Origin of the sequence: Pseudomonas sp. FW300-N2F2 (assembly GCF_017351655.1) — a bacterium.
Taxonomy (GTDB): Bacteria; Pseudomonadota; Gammaproteobacteria; order Pseudomonadales; family Pseudomonadaceae; genus Aquipseudomonas; species Aquipseudomonas fluorescens_AA.
This window is the reverse complement of sequence record NZ_JACNDQ010000002.1, coordinates 1,263,312-1,279,401: the sequence shown is the minus strand read 5'-3', so window position 1 is coordinate 1,279,401 and position 16,090 is coordinate 1,263,312. Positions and strand designations below refer to the sequence as shown.

Below are 16,090 nucleotides of genomic sequence, written 5' to 3'. Positions count from 1 at the left end.
AACGCGTCAGGAAGTTCTAAGATGCGCCTTTGTTTTCCGCTTGGCGAATTCCGCGATGATACAGATCAGTGCCCTGCCCGCGTTCACCGATAACTACATCTGGTTGTTACAGGATCACTCCACCCAGCGCTGCGCCGTGGTCGACCCGGGAGATGCCGCGCCAGTACAGGCCTGGCTCGACGCCCATCCGGGCTGGGTCCTGAGCGACATCCTGATCACCCACCATCACCATGATCATGTCGGCGGCGTCCAGGCGCTGAAGAATGCGACGAACGCCACCGTTTACGGCCCGGCCAGCGAAAACATCCCGGCGCGGGACCAGGCCCTGCATGACAACGACCAGGTCAGCGTGCTCGGCTGGGACTTCGATGTCTACGCGGTGCCTGGCCATACGCTGGGGCACATCGCCTACTACCACCATGGCCTGCTCTTTTGTGGCGACACCCTGTTCGCCGCCGGCTGCGGCCGGCTTTTCGAAGGCACGCCCGCGCAGATGCACCACTCCCTGAGTCGCCTCGCCGCGTTGCCTGAAGATACCCTGGTCTACTGCACCCATGAATACACCCTCAGCAACCTGAAGTTCGCTGCTGCCGTGGAGCCAGGCAACCCGGACATCGCCGCCCGCCTGGAAAAAGTCGCCCGCCAACGCAACGAAGGCATCATGACGCTGCCCTCGACCCTGGCCCTGGAAAAACTCACCAACCCGTTCCTGCGCACGGCTGAAACATCCGTTAAACAAAAAGCAGACGAACGGAGCGGCCAGCGAAACCAGACGCCGAGTGAGGTTTTTGCGGCCTTGAGGGCTTGGAAAGATACGTTCTAAGGCAGCTATCGATTGATACAAAAATTCTGAAAGGTTGACCTGTTGGGGTGCGCTTCCTAGAATCGGCCGACATTTTTGCCCGGAACTTACTTCCAGCCAATGTCGTCATCCATACGCAGGTCCGTCCAGTCAGACACATTGACCCGCTTGGCTCAAGCCATCGCGGTGGCTGTGTCCGCCACCCTGGCGGGCTGCCAGAGCACGAGCCAGCTGCCGCAGACCGACGCGGCGCACACCCCGAATATCGCCGCTCGCGCCAAACAGAAGCCGGTATGGCTCACCGAGAAACCCAGCCCCCAAGTGCCCCAGGACATCTGGGAACGCATGCGCCAGGGCTTCCAATTGCAGGAAACGGCCGGCGTCAACCCGCGCATCGAGCAACAGCGCCTGTGGTTCGCCAGCAACCCTTCCTTCCTGGAAAACGCCGGTGAGCGCGGCAGCCTGTACATCCATTACATCGTCGAACGCCTTGAAGAACGCAACATGCCGCTGGAACTGGCGCTGTTGCCGGTGATCGAGAGCGCCTACAACCCCATGGCCTATTCCCGGGCCAACGCGGTGGGGCTGTGGCAATTCATCCCGTCCACGGGGCGTTACTTCAACCTGCGCCAGACCCGCTTCTATGACGGGCGACGCGACATCACCGCCTCCACCACGGCCGCCATGGACTACCTGACGCGCCTGCATGATATGTTCAACGGCGACTGGTTGCTGGCGCTGGCGGCCTACAACGCCGGTGAAGGCACAGTCAGCCGCGCCATCGAGCGCAATGAGAAGCTTGGCCTGCCCACCGACTACTGGAACCTGCCGCTGCCCAGCGAGACCCAGGCCTATGTGCCGAAGTTGCTGGCGCTGTCCCAGGTGGTGCTCGCACCCGACGCCTATGGCGTGAACCTCAACCCGATCGCCAACGAACCCTATTTCCAGGTCGTCGAGATCAACCAGCGCATGGACCTGTCCAAGGTCGCGGCAGTGGCCAATATCGACGAAGACGAGCTGTTCCAGCTCAATCCGGCCTTCAAGCAGCGCACCACCATCGACGGCCCCCAGCACCTGCTGGTGCCGACGTCCAAGGCCCAGTTGCTGACCGCCAGCCTGTCGACCATGCGTCCGGAAGAGCTGATCAGCCAGCGCGCGCTCAAGCCGGTTTTCGAATCAGCCGACGACAGCGAAGTGGAAGGTGCCAGGCGCACCTACCGCGTCAAGCGCGGTGACAACCTGGCCCAGATCGCCAAGGCCAACAACGTCCAGACCAAGGACCTGCAACGCTGGAACAAACTCAGCGGCAACAAGCTCAAGGTCGGCCAGACCCTGGTGATGCAGGACGCCAAGGCCAGCAAGGCCACCGGCAAGCGCATCAGCACCGTGATAGCCGCCAACAGCAAGGACCAGAAGAAGCAGACCCAATACAAGGTCAAGCAGGGCGATTCGTTGTACGTCGTCGCCAAGCGCTTCAACGTGGAAATGCAGCACCTCAAGCGCTGGAATCCGCGGATGGGCAAGGCACTCAAGCCTGGGCAGATGCTGACGGTCTACTCCCCGCACTGACCGAGGGACTCTCTGTGGCGAGGGAGCTTGCTCCCGCTGGGCTGCGAAGCAGCCCCAAAAGCAGCGACTCAATCCACCTGTCGCACCGAGGTGCCAGATTCGGGGTCGCTTCGCAACCCAGCGGGAGCAAGCTCCCTCGCCACAGTTCAAGCAAACCCTGAAGCTTTGAGCCCCCGCCTTTTTCCTGCCGATACAAGCTGTTACTGTACAGGCCATAAAGCCCAAGCCGCCTGGATCGGATCTCAGACTTGATACGTCCCCTCCTCCTGCTCCTGATCAGCCTGGCCTTGAGCTCTCCCGCCAGCGCAACCATCAGCGAAAGCCATGGCTATGCGCAGTTCGGCACGCTCAAGTACCCGGCCAGATTCACCCACTTCGACTGGGTCAACCCGCAAGCGCCCAAGGGCGGAGTCTTGCGGGTCATGGCATTCGGCACCTTCGATACGCTCAATCCCTACACGTTCAAGGGTAGCAGCCCGGTTTCCACGCCCAATTTCCTGCAATACGGCATCAATGAGCTGAACGAACCGCTGATGGTCGGCACTGGCCAGTACGCACCGTCCGGTGATGAACCGACGTCGAGCTATGGCCTGATCGCCCAGTCGGTGGAATACAGCGAAGACCGCAGTTGGGTAGTCTTCAACCTGCGTCCCGAAGCGCGATTCCACGATGGCGTGCCCATCACCGCCTATGACGTGGCGTTCTCCTACAGGACGCTGCTCAAGGATGGCCACCCGCAGTACCGCACCAACCTGCAGGAAGTGCTGCGGGTCGACATTCTCAACCCGCTGAAAATCCGCTTCGTCTTCAAGCGTTCGGGCAATCCCTTGCTGATCCTGCGCCTGGGAGAGCTGCCGGTGCTGCCCCAGCATTACTGGAAAGGCCGCGACTTCAAGGCGACGACCTTCGAACCGCCCCTGGGCAGCGGGCCGTATCGCATCACCAAAGTGCAGCCAGGCCGCCAATTGGTGTTCGAGCGGGTCAAGGACTACTGGGGCAAGGACCTGCCGGTCAATCGCGGCAAGTACAACTACGACCGCATGGACGTGGAGTTCTACCGTGACAGCGAAGTCGCCTTCGAAGCCTTCAAGGCCGGCGAGTTCGACATCTACATCGAACACCAGGCCAAGAACTGGGCCAACGGCTATCAATTCCCGGCGGTCAACCGGGGCGATGTGATCAAGGCGCAGATACCCCACCAGATCCCGACGCAGACCCAGGGCCTGTTCATGAACACCCGGCGCGGCACGTTCGCCGAGGTCAAGGTGCGCGAAGCCCTGGGCTTGATGTTCGACTTCGAGTGGACCAACCGCACCCTGTTCAGCGGCGCCTACAAACGCACCCTCAGCTATTACCCCAACAGCGAATTCTCCGCCACCGGCCTGCCGGTGGGGCATGAATGGCTGCTGCTCAAGCCATACCGGGATCAATTGCCGCCCAAACTGCTCACCGAACCCTTCAGCTTGCCCAAGACCGACGGGCGCGGCATTCCCCGGGAAACCCTGCGCAAGGCATTGGGACTCTTGAAGGAAGCCGGCTGGAATCTCAACGGCCAACGCCTGCTGAACGCCGACCACCAGCCCCTGAGCTTCGAAATCCTGCTGGTGAACCCGAACCTGGAGCGTATCCTGCAACCCTACGTCGAAAACCTTGCCAGCATCGGTGTTCAAGCCCGGCTGCGCACGGTGGACCGCGCCCAATACAAACAGCGCCTGGACCAGTTCGACTTCGACATGATCCTGCTGACATTGAACCAGACCCTCAGCCCGGGCCTCGAGCAATGGCAGTACTTTCACTCCAGCCAGGTCGGGGTCAAGGGCAGCAAGAACTACGCAGGGATCGCCAACCCGGTGGTCGACCACCTGCTGGAGAAACTGCTCGCCGCCCAGACCCGCGACGAACAGGTCGCCGCCGGCAAGGCCCTGGATCGCGTACTGCTGTGGCAGCATTACTGCATTCCCAACTGGTATCTCAATTATCATCGCCTGGCGTACCGCAACCGGTTCGCCTTCGTCACCACACCGCCCTATACCCTGGGCCTGAGCGCCTGGTGGCTGAAATCTTCGGAGAAAGATCAATGAAGCCTTTACGTGCCCTGCTCCTGCAGGCCAGCAGCCTGTTGTTCGCCGGGCTGGCCTGCGCCGCGCCGCAGCATGCCGTGACCTTGTACAACGAGCCGCCGAAATACCCGGCCAACTTCCAGCACTTCGACTACGTCAACCCGGACGCGCCCAAGGGCGGTATCTTCCGCCAGGGCGGCTTTGGAGGGTTCGACAGCCTCAACCCGTTCATCAGCAAAGGCGTGCCAGCCGATGACATCGGCCTGATCTACGACACCTTGGCCAAGCAGGGCCTGGACGAACCCTTCACCGAATATGGCCTGATCGCGGAAAAAATCGAGAAAGCCCCGGACAATGGCTGGGTGCGCTTCTACCTGCGCCCCGAAGCCCGTTTCAACGATGGCCATCCGGTACGGGCGGAAGACGTGGTCTTCAGCTTCCAGACCCTGACCAAGGACGGCGCACCGATGTTCCGCGGCTACTACAACGACGTCGCCGAAGTCATCGCCGAAGACCCGCTCAAAGTCCTGTTCAAGTTCAAGCACACCCAAAATCGCGAGCTGCCGCTGATCCTCGGCCAATTGCCGGTACTGCCAAAGCACTGGTGGGCCGAGCGCGACTTCAACAAGGGCAGCCTGGAGATTCCCCTGGGCAGCGGCCCCTACAAGGTCGCCGAAGTGAAGGCCGGCCGCTCGATTCGCTATGAGCGGGTGAAGGACTACTGGGGCAAGGACCTGCCGGTCAATCGCGGGTTCTACAACTTCGACGTGCTGGTCACCGACTACTACCGCGACAACACCGTCGCGGTCGAGGCGTTGAAAGCCGGGCAGTTCGATTATTGGCTGGAAATGACCGCCAAGAACTGGGCCAACGCCTACAACATCCCGGCCGTGACCGAAGGCCGGCTGATCAAGGAACAGATCCCCAACGGCAACCCCACCGGCATGCAGGGCTTTGTCTACAACCTGCGCCGGCCGGTCTTCCAGGATGTGCGGGTGCGCAAGGCCTTGAGCCTGTTGCTGGATTTCGAGTGGACCAACAAGCAACTGTTCAATGGCGCCTACGCCCGCACCCGCAGCTATTTCGAGAATTCGGAAATGGCCGCCACCGGCCTCCCCGGCGAAGACGAACTGAAGATTCTCGAGCCCCTGCGCGGCAAAATCCCCGAGCAGGTCTTCAGCGAAGCCTTCCAGCCTTCCATGTGCGACGGCAGCGGCATGATCCGCGACCAGCAGCGCAAGGCCTACCAATTGCTGCAAGAGGCCGGCTGGCGCATCGTCGACGACAAGATGGTCGATGCCCAAGGCAAACCGGTGGTGCTGGAGTTCCTGCTGGCCCAGACCGAGTTCGAGCGTATATTGCTGCCCTTCAAGCGCAACCTGAGCGACCTGGGCATCGACCTGGTGATTCGCCGGGTGGACGTGTCCCAGTACATCAACCGCGTGCGCTCTCGGGACTTCGACCTGGTGGTGGGCAGCTTCCCGCAATCCAGCTCGCCGGGTAACGAACAGCGTGAGTTCTGGATGTCCGCCGCCGCCGACAAGCCCGGCAGCCGCAACACCATGGGCCTGAAGGACCCGGCCGTGGACCAACTGGTGGAGCAACTGATCAATGCCGACTCGCGCAAGAGCCTGGTGGCTCACGCCCGGGCATTGGACCGGGTCTTGCAATGGGGCTACTACGTGATTCCCAACTGGCACATCAAGACCTGGCGCGTGGCCTACTGGAATCACATCGGTCATCCGAAAATCACCCCAACCTATGACATCGGCACCACCACCTGGTGGGTCAAGCCGGAGGTCAAGCCGGCCGATGAAGTAGAAAAGCAGGTCATCGAGCAGCAAATCGCCGCCCCTGCGAGCGTGGAGTAACAAGATGCTGGCTTACATTTTTCGGCGACTGCTGCTGATCATCCCGACCCTGTTCGGCATTCTGCTGATCAACTTCGTCATCATCCAGGCCGCGCCCGGCGGGCCGGTGGAACAGATGATCGCCAAGCTCGAGGGTTTCGAGGGCGCCACCAGCCGCATTGCCGGCGGCGGTGCCGAGGTGTCGGTGGCCGGTTCTTCCTACCGCGGGGCCCAGGGCCTGGACCCGACGCTGGTCAAGGAAATCGAACGCATGTACGGCTTCGACAAGTCGGCCCCCGAACGCCTGTGGATCATGATCAAGAACTATGCCCACCTGGACTTCGGCGACAGTTTCTTCCGCGATGCCAAGGTCATCGACCTGATCAAGGAAAAGATGCCGGTGTCCATCTCCCTCGGGCTGTGGAGCACACTGATCATGTACCTGGTGTCGATCCCGCTGGGGATCGCCAAGGCCACGCGGCATGGCAGCCATTTCGATGTGTGGACCAGTTCGGCAATCATCGTCGGCTACGCGATCCCGTCGTTCCTGTTCGCCATCCTGCTGATCGTGGTGTTTGCCGGCGGCAGTTATTTCGACTGGTTCCCGTTGCGCGGGCTGACCTCCAACAACTTCGACGAATTGAGCATGGGCGGCAAGATCCTCGATTACTTCTGGCACCTGGCCTTGCCCGTGACCGCCCTGGTGATCGGCAACTTCGCCACCATGACCCTGCTGACCAAGAACAGCTTCCTCGACGAAATCAACAAGCAATACGTGGTCACCGCCAAGGCCAAGGGCCTGACCCGCCATCGGGTTCTCTACGGCCATGTCTTCCGCAACGCCATGCTGCTGGTGATCGCCGGCTTCCCTTCGGCGTTCATCGGGATCTTCTTCACCGGTTCCTTGCTGGTGGAAGTGATCTTTTCCCTCGACGGCCTGGGCCTGATGAGTTTCGAAGCGGCCATCAACCGCGATTATCCGGTGGTGTTTGGCACCCTGTTCATCTTCACCTTGCTGGGGCTGGTGGTGAAACTGATCGGCGACCTGACCTACACCTTTGTCGATCCGCGCATCGACTTCGAAAGCCGGGAGCATTGAGATGAACCTGTCCCCTCTCAATCGCCGTCGTTTCGAACTGTTCAAGGCCAACAAGCGTGGCTGGTGGTCGCTGTGGCTGTTCCTGATCCTGTTCGGGCTGAGCCTGGGCGCCGAGTTGATCGCCAACGACAAGCCGCTGGTGGTGCATTACGACGACGGCTGGTACTTCCCGGCCCTCAAGCGCTACCCGGAAACCACGTTTGGCGGCGAGTTTCCCCTGGAAGCCAACTACAAGAGCCCGTACATCCGTGAACTGCTGGCGGCCAAGGACGCCTGGGTGCTGTGGGCACCGATTCCGTTCAGCTACCAGAGCATCAACTACGACCTCAAGGTCCCGGCCCCGGCACCGCCCTCCTCCGTCAATTGGCTGGGCACCGATGACCAGGGCCGCGATGTTTTGGCCCGGGTGATCTACGGTTTCCGTATCTCGGTACTGTTCGCCCTGACGCTGACGCTGCTCAGCTCGATCATCGGCGTGATCGCCGGCGCCCTGCAGGGTTTCTATGGCGGCTGGGTGGACCTGGCCGGCCAACGCTTCCTGGAAATCTGGTCCGGGCTGCCGGTGCTGTACCTGCTGATCATCCTCGCCAGTTTCGTACAGCCGAACTTCTGGTGGCTGCTGGGCATCATGCTGTTGTTTTCCTGGATGAGCCTGGTGGACGTGGTCCGCGCCGAGTTCCTGCGCGGGCGCAACCTGGAATACGTGCGCGCCGCGCGGGCGCTGGGCATGCAGAACGGCGCGATCATGTTCCGGCACATCCTGCCCAACGCCATGGTCTCGACCATGACCTTCATGCCGTTCATCCTCACCGGCGCCATCGGCACCCTCACCGCCCTGGATTTCCTCGGCTTTGGCCTGCCACCAGGCGCACCGTCACTGGGCGAACTGGTGGCCCAGGGCAAATCCAACCTCCAGGCGCCGTGGCTGGGCATCAGTGCGTTCGCCGTGCTGGCCGTGATGCTGAGCCTGTTGGTGTTCATCGGCGAGTCCGCTCGCGATGCCTTCGATCCGAGGAAGTGATATGAACCAGGACAATCTGATCGAAGTGCGCGACCTGGCGGTGGAGTTCATTGTCGGCGAACGCCGTCAGCGCGTGGTCGAGGGCGTCAGCTTCGACATCAAGCGCGGCGAAACCCTGGCCCTGGTGGGTGAAAGCGGCTCGGGCAAGTCGGTCACCGCCCACTCGATCCTGCGCTTGCTGCCCTACCCGCTGGCCCATCATCCCACCGGGACCATCCAGTACGCCGGCCAGGATTTGCTGGGATTGAAGGAAAAGACCATCCGCCATATCCGCGGCAACCGGATCGCGATGATTTTCCAGGAGCCGATGACCTCCCTCAACCCGCTGCACTGCATTGAGAAACAGATCAATGAAGTACTCGGCATCCACAAGGGCCTGACCGGCAAGGTCGCGACCCGCCGGACCCTGGAGTTGCTGGAGCTGGTCGGCATTCCCGAGCCCCACAAGCGCCTCAAGGCCCTGCCCCACGAGTTGTCCGGCGGCCAGCGCCAGCGAGTGATGATCGCCATGGCCCTGGCCAACGAGCCGGAACTGCTGATCGCCGACGAGCCGACCACCGCCCTGGACGTCACTGTCCAGCTGAAAATCCTGCAATTGCTCAAGGAGTTGCAGGCGCGATTGGGTATGTCGTTGCTGCTGATCAGCCACGATTTGAACCTGGTGCGAAGAATTGCGCATCGCGTATGTGTCATGCAGCGCGGTTGCATCGTCGAACAGGCATCGTGCGAAGAGTTGTTCCGCGCGCCGCAGCATCCGTACACTCGGGAACTGCTGGGCGCCGAGCCCAGCGGCACCCCGGCGAACAACGTCGTCGGCCCGCCGCTGTTGCAGGTCGAGGACCTGAAAGTCTGGTTCCCGATCAAGAAAGGCCTGTTCAAACGCACGGTGGACTACATCAAGGCCGTGGACGGCATCCGCTTCAGCCTGCCCCAGGGCCAGACCCTGGGTATCGTCGGCGAAAGCGGTTCCGGCAAATCCACCCTGGGGCTGGCAATCCTGCGGTTGATCGGTAGCCAGGGCGGGATCCGCTTCGAAGGCAAGCCGCTGGACAGCCTGACGCAGCAGCAGGTCCGGCCACTGCGCCGGGAGATGCAAGTGGTGTTTCAGGACCCGTTCGGCAGCCTGAGCCCACGGATGTGTGTCAGCCAGATCGTCGGCGAAGGCCTGCGAATCCACAAGATCGGCACCGCGGCCGAACAGGAACAAGCGATAATCGCGGCATTGAAGGAGGTAGGCCTGGACCCGGAAACCCGGAACCGCTATCCCCATGAATTTTCCGGAGGGCAACGGCAGCGTATCGCCATTGCCCGGGCCCTGGTGCTCAAGCCGGCGTTGATTCTGCTGGATGAACCAACGTCGGCCCTGGACCGTACCGTGCAACGCCAAGTGGTGGAGCTGTTGCGGTCGTTGCAAACCAAGTACAACCTGACGTACCTGTTTATCAGCCATGACCTGGCTGTCGTCAAAGCGCTGAGCCACCAATTGATGGTGGTCAAGCATGGCCAAGTGGTCGAACAAGGTGATGCCCGCAGCATATTCGCCGCGCCGCAGCACCCCTATACACAGCAGTTGCTGGAGGCCGCCTTCCTGGCCCCAACAACTGCCGAATAACCTGAAAAGAGGAGCAACACATGGGTTTTCTCGCCGGTAAGCGCGTACTGATCGTCGGTGTCGCCAGCAAGCTGTCCATCGCATCCGGCATCGCCGCCGCCATGCATCGCGAGGGCGCTGAGCTTGCCTTCACTTATCAGAACGACAAACTCAAGGGTCGTGTCGAAGAGTTCGCACAAGGCTGGGGCTCGAGCCCTGAACTGTGCTTCCCGTGCGACGTGGCCAGCGATGAAGAAATCGCCAAGGTCTTCGAAGCGCTGGGCAAGAAGTGGGATGGCCTGGACTGCATCGTGCACTCCGTGGGCTTCGCCCCGGGCGACCAGTTGGACGGCGACTTCACCGAAGCCACCACCCGCGAAGGTTTCCGCATTGCCCACGACATCAGCGCCTACAGCTTCGTGGCCCTGGCCAAGGCCGGTCGCGAAATGATGAAAGGCCGCAACGGCAGCCTGCTGACCCTGTCGTACCTGGGCGCCGAGCGCACCATGCCGAACTACAACGTCATGGGCATGGCCAAGGCCTCCCTGGAAGCCGGCGTACGTTACCTGGCCGGTTCCCTGGGCCCGGACGGTACCCGCGTCAACTGCGTATCGGCAGGTCCCATCCGCACCCTCGCCGCTTCCGGCATCAAGAACTTCCGCAAGATGCTGGCCGCCAACGAAGCCCAAACCCCGCTGCGTCGCAACGTCACCATCGAAGAAGTCGGCAACGCCGGCGCCTTCCTGTGCTCGGACCTGGCGTCGGGCATCAGCGGTGAAATCATGTACGTGGACGGCGGCTTCAACACCACCGCCATGGGTAACCTGGAAGAGTAATCTTCGCTTCAGCCCTGCATAAAAACGCCGCTTGCCCTGAAAAGGACAAGCGGCGTTTTTTTTATGCCCACCACACATCCCCTGTGGGAGCGAGCTCGCTCGCGATAGCGGTGGGTCTGTTTGCATCAATGTTGGATGTACCGCCGTCATCGCGAGCAAGCTCGCTCCCACATTGGTTCCAGGTGTTCATAGAAGTCGCGCCCACCACACATCCCCTGTGGAAGCGAGCTTGCTCGCGATAGCGGTGGGTCAGTTTGCATTGATGTTGGATGTACCGCCGTCACCGCGAGCAGGCTCGCTCCCACATTGGTTCCAGGTGTTCATAGAAGTCGCGCCCACCACACATCCCCTGTGGGAGCGAGCTTGCGATAGCGGTGGGTCAGCTTGCATTGATGTTGGATGTACCGCCGTCATCGCGAGCAGGCTCGCTCCCACATTGGTTCCAGGTGTTCATAGAAGTCGCGCCCACCACACATCCCCTGTGGGAGCGAGCTTGCTCGCGATAGCGGTGGGTCAGCTTGCATTGATGTTGGATCTACCGCCGTCATCGCGAGCAGGCTCGCTCCCACATTGGTTCCAGGTATTCATAGAAGTCGCGCCCACCACACATCCCCTGTGGGAGCGAGCTTGCTCGCGATAGCGGTGGGTCAGCTTGCATCAATGCTGAATGTCAGCGGCGCAACGCCTGTTTCTGGGCATACATGGCCGCATCCGCGTCGGCCAACAGGTTGTCGATTGACGAATGCCGCCGGGGGTCGTATTCGATCTGGCCCACGCTGAAACGAATGTCATAGCCACGCTGCAACATCGCATTGCGCTCATCGAGGATTTCCTTGAGGCGCGCCATGATCGCCGAAGTCTCGACATAGGAAGAGCCGGTGAGCAGCGCCACGAACTCATCACCGCCCAAGCGACCGATCACATCACTTTCGCGAAAGGCGATACGTAGCAAATCAGCGAAGGTTTTCAGCGCGCTGTCACCCTCGGCATGCCCATAGCGATCGTTGATCGGCTTGAAGTCGTTGAGGTCGAAGAACAGCAGCGTCGCCGGTCGCGACAAGCGATCACACACATTCAACGCATGCTGGGCCAACGTCTTGAAGCCGCGCCGATTGGACAACAGCGTCAACTCGTCCATGCTCGCCATCTGCACCGCAACCATCTCCTGCTCGGCCATGCGCGCCAAGTCGCGCAGCAGTTCGCGCTCTTCGTCATTGAGCTGGCGCGGCTTGGTGTCGAGCAGGCACAACGTGCCAAGCTTGCTGCCATCCTCCAACCCCAGCGGATGCCCGGCGTAGAAGCGAATGCCAGGCGTGTCCGTGACCAACGGATTGTCGTGAAACCGCTCGTCCTGCTCCGCGTCGCAGATTTCCAGGATCTGATCCTGCAAAATCGCATGCCCACAAAAGGAAACTTCCCGCGGGGTTTCGCTGGCATCCAGGCCGGCACTGGACTTGAACCACTGCCGGTTGGCGTCCACCAGGGACACCAGGGCGATGGGCACGTCAAACAGACGCCGAGCAAGGCGAGTCAGGCGGTCAAACCGCTCTTCGGGTGCGGTATCGAGTAGCTTGAGCGAATGCAGATTCTTGAGGCGAACGGCCTCGTTGTCCGGTTTACCTGGCGCAAGCATCGGGAACTCCATGGGCGAGACTTCATGGAGTCTAGTTCAGGACCACTACCATTCAAACCGAACGGCCAAATCAATCAGGCATTTACCGGCCAGGGCTAATACACTGCTTCACAGGTTCAAGACGAGGACGCTGACCGATGAAGCACGCCCCCCATGACGCCGCCCCACGCTTCTGGCGCGACGCGGCCCTGCCCTTCATCGAAGCCCGGGCCATCGCCGACGGGCGCAAGGTCTGCTATTCGCGCCACTCCCATGACCATTTTTCCATCGGAGCGATCACCGCCGGGCGCAGCACCTATATTCATGAGCGGTCGAATTTCCAGGTGCAGAGCGGCACGGTGGTGCTGATGAACCCCGGCGATGTCCATGCGTGCAACCCGATCGACGATGAGCCGTGGTCGTATGTCATGCTGTACGTCGATACCCAGTGGCTCAGGGATTTGCAACGTCGTATCGGTTTCGATGAAACCCTGGATTTCCAGAGTTTTTCCACGACCCACAGCCGTGATGTCGAGCTGTTTGCCGCGTTGCAAGGGTTGTATGAGCAACTGGTGGATGAGCGGCTCGGCACCGACTGCAAGCGTAGCGCCGCCGAGGCGTTTTTCACTGACCTGCAACAACGGCTCAACCCTGCCGGCCGGCCGGACCGGGGCAGCCACCCGGGTTTGATGCGCGCGGCGCAGTTCATCCACGACCATTGCACCGAAGCCCTGAGGCTCGAAGACATCTGCGCCGCCGCACAACTGTCGCCGTCCTACCTGAGCCGTGCCTTCAAGCGCCACTACGGGATGACGCCCCATGCCTTTCTGGTCAACCGTCGAATCCAGTTCGCCCGCCGCCAGTTACGCGAGGGCAAGCTGATCGCCGACGTGGCGCTGGACAGCGGGTTCGCCGACCAGGCGCATTTCCAGCGCGCTTTCAAGCAACACCTGGCGGCTACTCCGGGCCAGTATCGCGGTTGATGCGCCGCTCTGACTTAAATACATTCTGTGGCGAGGGAGCTTGCTCCCGCTCGACTGCGCAGCAGTCGCCAAAGATCAGCGGGCTCGACTCAAGGCAACACCAAATACACCGCACTGGCCACCAACAACACCGCCATCGCCCGGTTGAACAGGCGCATGGTCGCCGGATTCCCCAGCCAGGTACGCAGAAAACTGCCGGCGTAGGCCCAGCAGCCCACCGAGACGTAGCAGATCACCATATAAACCGCCGCAAACTGCCACACCAGCCGTGCCTCACCGTCGGCGACGAACGCCCCCATCCCCGCCACACAGGCCAGCCAGGCCTTGGGATTGAGCCATTGCATCAGCGCGCCGTAGAACATCGACGGGGCCCGGTCCTCGTCCTTGGCGCCCAGGTGCCCGTTGTCCATCGCCAGTTTCCAGGCCATGAACAACAGGAACGCCACGCCGCCCAGTTGCACCCCCCGTGTGAGCCCAGGCCAGCGTTGTAGCACTTCATGCAACCCGAGCCCCATCAACACCAGTAACAAGACAAAACCCAGGGTCGCGCCGGCCACGTGGCGCAAGGTCGCTCGAAACCCGTACCGAGCCCCGGAACTGAGGGCCACAATGTTGACCGGCCCCGGCGTAATGGAGGCGACCAAGGCAAACGCCGCCATGGAAAGAATCAGACTCATCGCAAACCTTCTTCATATCTGTGAGGTGGCGATCAAGGTAAATCGTCCGTTGCTACCGGTATTGAAGAAAACTGCCCCATGGGGGATCCATGGTGCGAGTGGTGCCGGTGCGGTCGCCGGCCAATCCTCGTGAGCATCCGACCAACTGCGGGAAAATTCACTGTCGATTTTCCGGTGGAGTCGTCCTGGGCACGGTTCTATGCTTTGGCCCATGAACCTACAAGACTCGCTGCTCCCGCCCCACGCCGAGATGGTCCGCGCCATGCTCGAACGAGACACCGCCTACGAGGGGGTGTTCTTCACTGCGGTCAAGACCACCGGCATCTTCTGTCGTCCCAGTTGCACCGCGCGCAAGCCGAAGCCGGAGAACGTGGAGTTCTTCGCCCATGCCGACGAAGCCATGTCGGCCGGCTACCGCGCCTGCCTGCGCTGCAAGCCGCTGGACGCCGCCGCCATCGCGCCGGACTGGATCCAGGCCCTGCTCAAAGCGGTGGACGCCGAGCCCGACCTGCGCTGGACCGACGCCCTGCTGCTGGAACAAGGTATCGAACCGCTGAAACTGCGGCGCTGGTTCAAGCAACATTTCGGCATGACCTTTCACGCCTACCTGCGCACCCGCCGCTTGGGCATTGCCCTGGGCGGCATCAAGGACGGCACTTCCATCGACAATGCTGCGTTCGATTCCGGTTATGAGTCGTTGAGCGGTTTTCGGGACGCCTTCGTCAAATCCTTCCACATCACACCGGGCCGCGCCGCCCTCAGTGAACCCCTGCTGTTCACCCGCCTGACCACGCCGCTGGGGCCGATGCTGGCCATGGCCGAACGACGGGGTCTGGTGCTGCTGGAATTCCTCGACCGCCCGGCCCTGACCAAGGAGCTGGAAGAGCTGCAGCGACGCTACGGCTATACCGTCGCGCCGGGGCACAACGCTCACCTGCAACAGATCGAAACCGAACTGGCCGACTATTTCGCTGGCAAGCTCACGACGTTCAATGTCCCGCTGCACATGCCCGGCAGCGCCTTCGCCGTGCGGGTCTGGGCCGAGTTGCAAACAATCCCCTACGGCGAAACCCGCAGCTACGGCGGCATCGCCACGGCCCTGGGCAGCCCTGGTGCCAGCCGCGCCGTGGGCCTGGCCAACGGGCAGAATCGCCTGGCCATCGTCATTCCCTGCCACCGGGTGATCGGTGCGGATGGCTCGTTGACCGGTTATGGTGGCGGCCAGCCACGCAAGGCGTTTCTGTTGCGGCTGGAAAAAGCCGCGGTGCAGGTTTCACTGCCCCTGGCGTTTTGAGCGTCCCGGAGAACGAACACCTGATGCCTGTGCCCTACCACGATGCCAGTGCCTTCCTGGCCAACCTCGACGAAGACTGGCGACGGCATGTCGCGACGATCGGCCCTTGCCTGCTGCAACCCAAGCCGGCCCGCGATCCCTATGAAGCCCTGGTCCGGGCGATTGCCTACCAGCAACTGCACGCCAAGGCCGGCGATGCGATTCTGGGCCGATTGCTGGCGTTGTTCCCGGCGCAGACATTCCCCACACCCGTACAAATCCTGGCGACCGACGTTGCTCAATTGCGCGGTTGTGGATTTTCCGCCAGCAAGATCGCGACCATCCAGGGCATCGCCCAAGCGGCCCTGGACGGGGTGGTGCCGGATTACGCCACGGCGCGGGCGATGGAGGACGAAGCGTTGATCGAGCGCCTGATCAGCCTGCGCGGTGTCGGGCGCTGGACGGTGGAAATGCTGCTGATCTACAGCCTGGAGCGGCCGGACATCCTGCCGGCCGACGACTTTGGGGTGCGCGAGGGTTATCGACGGATGAAGGGGCTGGAGCACCAACCCAGCCGCAAGCAGATGGTCGAGATCGGCCTGGCCTGGAGCCCTTATCGGACGGTGGCGGCGTGGTATTTGTGGCGGGTGCCCGGTCGTTAGACCGTGTCATCGTTCATCGCGAGCAAGCTCGCTCCCACATTGGACTTGGAAAATT

Annotated in this window: 13 protein-coding genes; 11 read left to right on the top strand and 2 right to left on the bottom strand. The window is 61.7% G+C overall.

Annotated elements, in window-relative coordinates; all coding sequences use genetic code 11:
* Positions 1 to 55 precede the first annotated feature (55 nt).
* The 8 genes from gloB to fabI all read left to right on the top strand — a co-directional run bounded on the left by gloB (position 56) and on the right by fabI (position 10,828).
* Positions 56 to 823: a hydroxyacylglutathione hydrolase gene (gene gloB / locus J4E63_RS20420; RefSeq protein ID WP_207283149.1), complete on the top strand. Its 768-nt coding sequence runs from the start codon at positions 56 to 58 to the stop codon at positions 821 to 823.
* A gap of 99 nt (positions 824 to 922) precedes the next feature.
* Positions 923 to 2,371 (top strand): transglycosylase SLT domain-containing protein, encoded by a 1,449-nt coding sequence (locus J4E63_RS20415; RefSeq protein ID WP_060741971.1) that lies wholly within the window; start codon positions 923 to 925, stop codon positions 2,369 to 2,371.
* 248 nt (positions 2,372 to 2,619) lie between these two features.
* On the top strand, positions 2,620 to 4,452 hold the full coding sequence (locus J4E63_RS20410; protein ID WP_103308053.1) for an extracellular solute-binding protein: 1,833 nt from the start codon (positions 2,620 to 2,622) through the stop codon (positions 4,450 to 4,452).
* Entirely contained in the window at positions 4,449 to 6,302 is a 1,854-nt protein-coding gene (locus J4E63_RS20405; RefSeq protein WP_207283148.1) for an extracellular solute-binding protein, read from the top strand. Before J4E63_RS20410 ends, J4E63_RS20405 begins: the two co-directional genes overlap by 4 nt.
* Before the next feature lie 4 nt (positions 6,303 to 6,306).
* A complete protein-coding gene (locus tag J4E63_RS20400) occupies positions 6,307 to 7,380 on the top strand; it encodes a microcin C ABC transporter permease YejB (RefSeq protein WP_060741968.1) in 1,074 nt (357 codons plus the stop codon).
* 1 nt (position 7,381) lies between these two features.
* Complete coding sequence (locus tag J4E63_RS20395; RefSeq protein WP_060741967.1) at positions 7,382 to 8,401, top strand: ABC transporter permease; 1,020 nt, start codon at positions 7,382 to 7,384, stop codon at positions 8,399 to 8,401.
* Position 8,402: 1 nt separating this feature from the next.
* Positions 8,403 to 10,013: an ABC transporter ATP-binding protein gene (locus J4E63_RS20390; protein ID WP_207283147.1), complete on the top strand. Its 1,611-nt coding sequence runs from the start codon at positions 8,403 to 8,405 to the stop codon at positions 10,011 to 10,013.
* Positions 10,014 to 10,033: 20 nt separating this feature from the next.
* Positions 10,034 to 10,828, top strand: a complete 795-nt coding sequence (gene fabI / locus J4E63_RS20385; protein WP_207283146.1) for an enoyl-ACP reductase FabI — start codon at positions 10,034 to 10,036, stop codon at positions 10,826 to 10,828.
* Positions 10,829 to 11,498: 670 nt separating this feature from the next.
* Here fabI and J4E63_RS20380 read toward each other — a convergent pair.
* Complete coding sequence (locus J4E63_RS20380) at positions 11,499 to 12,461, bottom strand: diguanylate cyclase (protein ID WP_207283145.1); 963 nt, start codon at positions 12,459 to 12,461, stop codon at positions 11,499 to 11,501.
* A gap of 137 nt (positions 12,462 to 12,598) precedes the next feature.
* On the opposite strand from J4E63_RS20380, the gene J4E63_RS20375 reads away from it, so the two are divergent.
* A complete protein-coding gene (locus J4E63_RS20375; RefSeq protein ID WP_207283144.1) occupies positions 12,599 to 13,423 on the top strand; it encodes an AraC family transcriptional regulator in 825 nt (274 codons plus the stop codon).
* An 89-nt stretch (positions 13,424 to 13,512) separates the two neighbouring features.
* On the opposite strand, the gene J4E63_RS20370 is transcribed toward J4E63_RS20375, so the two are convergent.
* The gene (locus J4E63_RS20370) at positions 13,513 to 14,100 is read right to left on the bottom strand and encodes a LysE family translocator (protein ID WP_207283143.1); all 588 of its coding nucleotides are present in this window, start codon (positions 14,098 to 14,100) and stop codon (positions 13,513 to 13,515) included.
* 211 nt (positions 14,101 to 14,311) lie between these two features.
* Between J4E63_RS20370 and J4E63_RS20365 the strand changes: the two genes are divergently transcribed.
* Positions 14,312 to 15,394 (top strand): bifunctional transcriptional activator/DNA repair enzyme AdaA, encoded by a 1,083-nt coding sequence (locus J4E63_RS20365; protein ID WP_207283142.1) that lies wholly within the window; start codon positions 14,312 to 14,314, stop codon positions 15,392 to 15,394.
* Positions 15,395 to 15,417: 23 nt separating this feature from the next.
* A complete protein-coding gene (locus J4E63_RS20360) occupies positions 15,418 to 16,035 on the top strand; it encodes a DNA-3-methyladenine glycosylase (RefSeq protein WP_060741960.1) in 618 nt (205 codons plus the stop codon).
* Positions 16,036 to 16,090: the final 55 nt, after the last annotated feature.

Bases quoted from the DNA above. Each gene is read 5' to 3' on its own strand.
- J4E63_RS20360 (WP_060741960.1), top strand. From the start codon at position 15,418: ATGCCTGTGCCCTACCACGATGCCAGTGCCTTCCTGGCCAACCTCGAC.
- J4E63_RS20365 (WP_207283142.1), top strand. From the start codon at position 14,312: ATGAACCTACAAGACTCGCTGCTCCCGCCCCACGCCGAGATGGTCCGC.
- J4E63_RS20380 (WP_207283145.1), bottom strand. From the start codon at position 12,461: ATGCTTGCGCCAGGTAAACCGGACAACGAGGCCGTTCGCCTCAAGAAT.
- gloB (WP_207283149.1), top strand. From the start codon at position 56: ATGATACAGATCAGTGCCCTGCCCGCGTTCACCGATAACTACATCTGG.
- J4E63_RS20405 (WP_207283148.1), top strand. From the start codon at position 4,449: ATGAAGCCTTTACGTGCCCTGCTCCTGCAGGCCAGCAGCCTGTTGTTC.
- J4E63_RS20400 (WP_060741968.1), top strand. From the start codon at position 6,307: ATGCTGGCTTACATTTTTCGGCGACTGCTGCTGATCATCCCGACCCTG.
- J4E63_RS20395 (WP_060741967.1), top strand. From the start codon at position 7,382: ATGAACCTGTCCCCTCTCAATCGCCGTCGTTTCGAACTGTTCAAGGCC.
- fabI (WP_207283146.1), top strand. From the start codon at position 10,034: ATGGGTTTTCTCGCCGGTAAGCGCGTACTGATCGTCGGTGTCGCCAGC.
- J4E63_RS20370 (WP_207283143.1), bottom strand. From the start codon at position 14,100: ATGAGTCTGATTCTTTCCATGGCGGCGTTTGCCTTGGTCGCCTCCATT.
- J4E63_RS20390 (WP_207283147.1), top strand. From the start codon at position 8,403: ATGAACCAGGACAATCTGATCGAAGTGCGCGACCTGGCGGTGGAGTTC.
- J4E63_RS20415 (WP_060741971.1), top strand. From the start codon at position 923: ATGTCGTCATCCATACGCAGGTCCGTCCAGTCAGACACATTGACCCGC.
- J4E63_RS20375 (WP_207283144.1), top strand. From the start codon at position 12,599: ATGAAGCACGCCCCCCATGACGCCGCCCCACGCTTCTGGCGCGACGCG.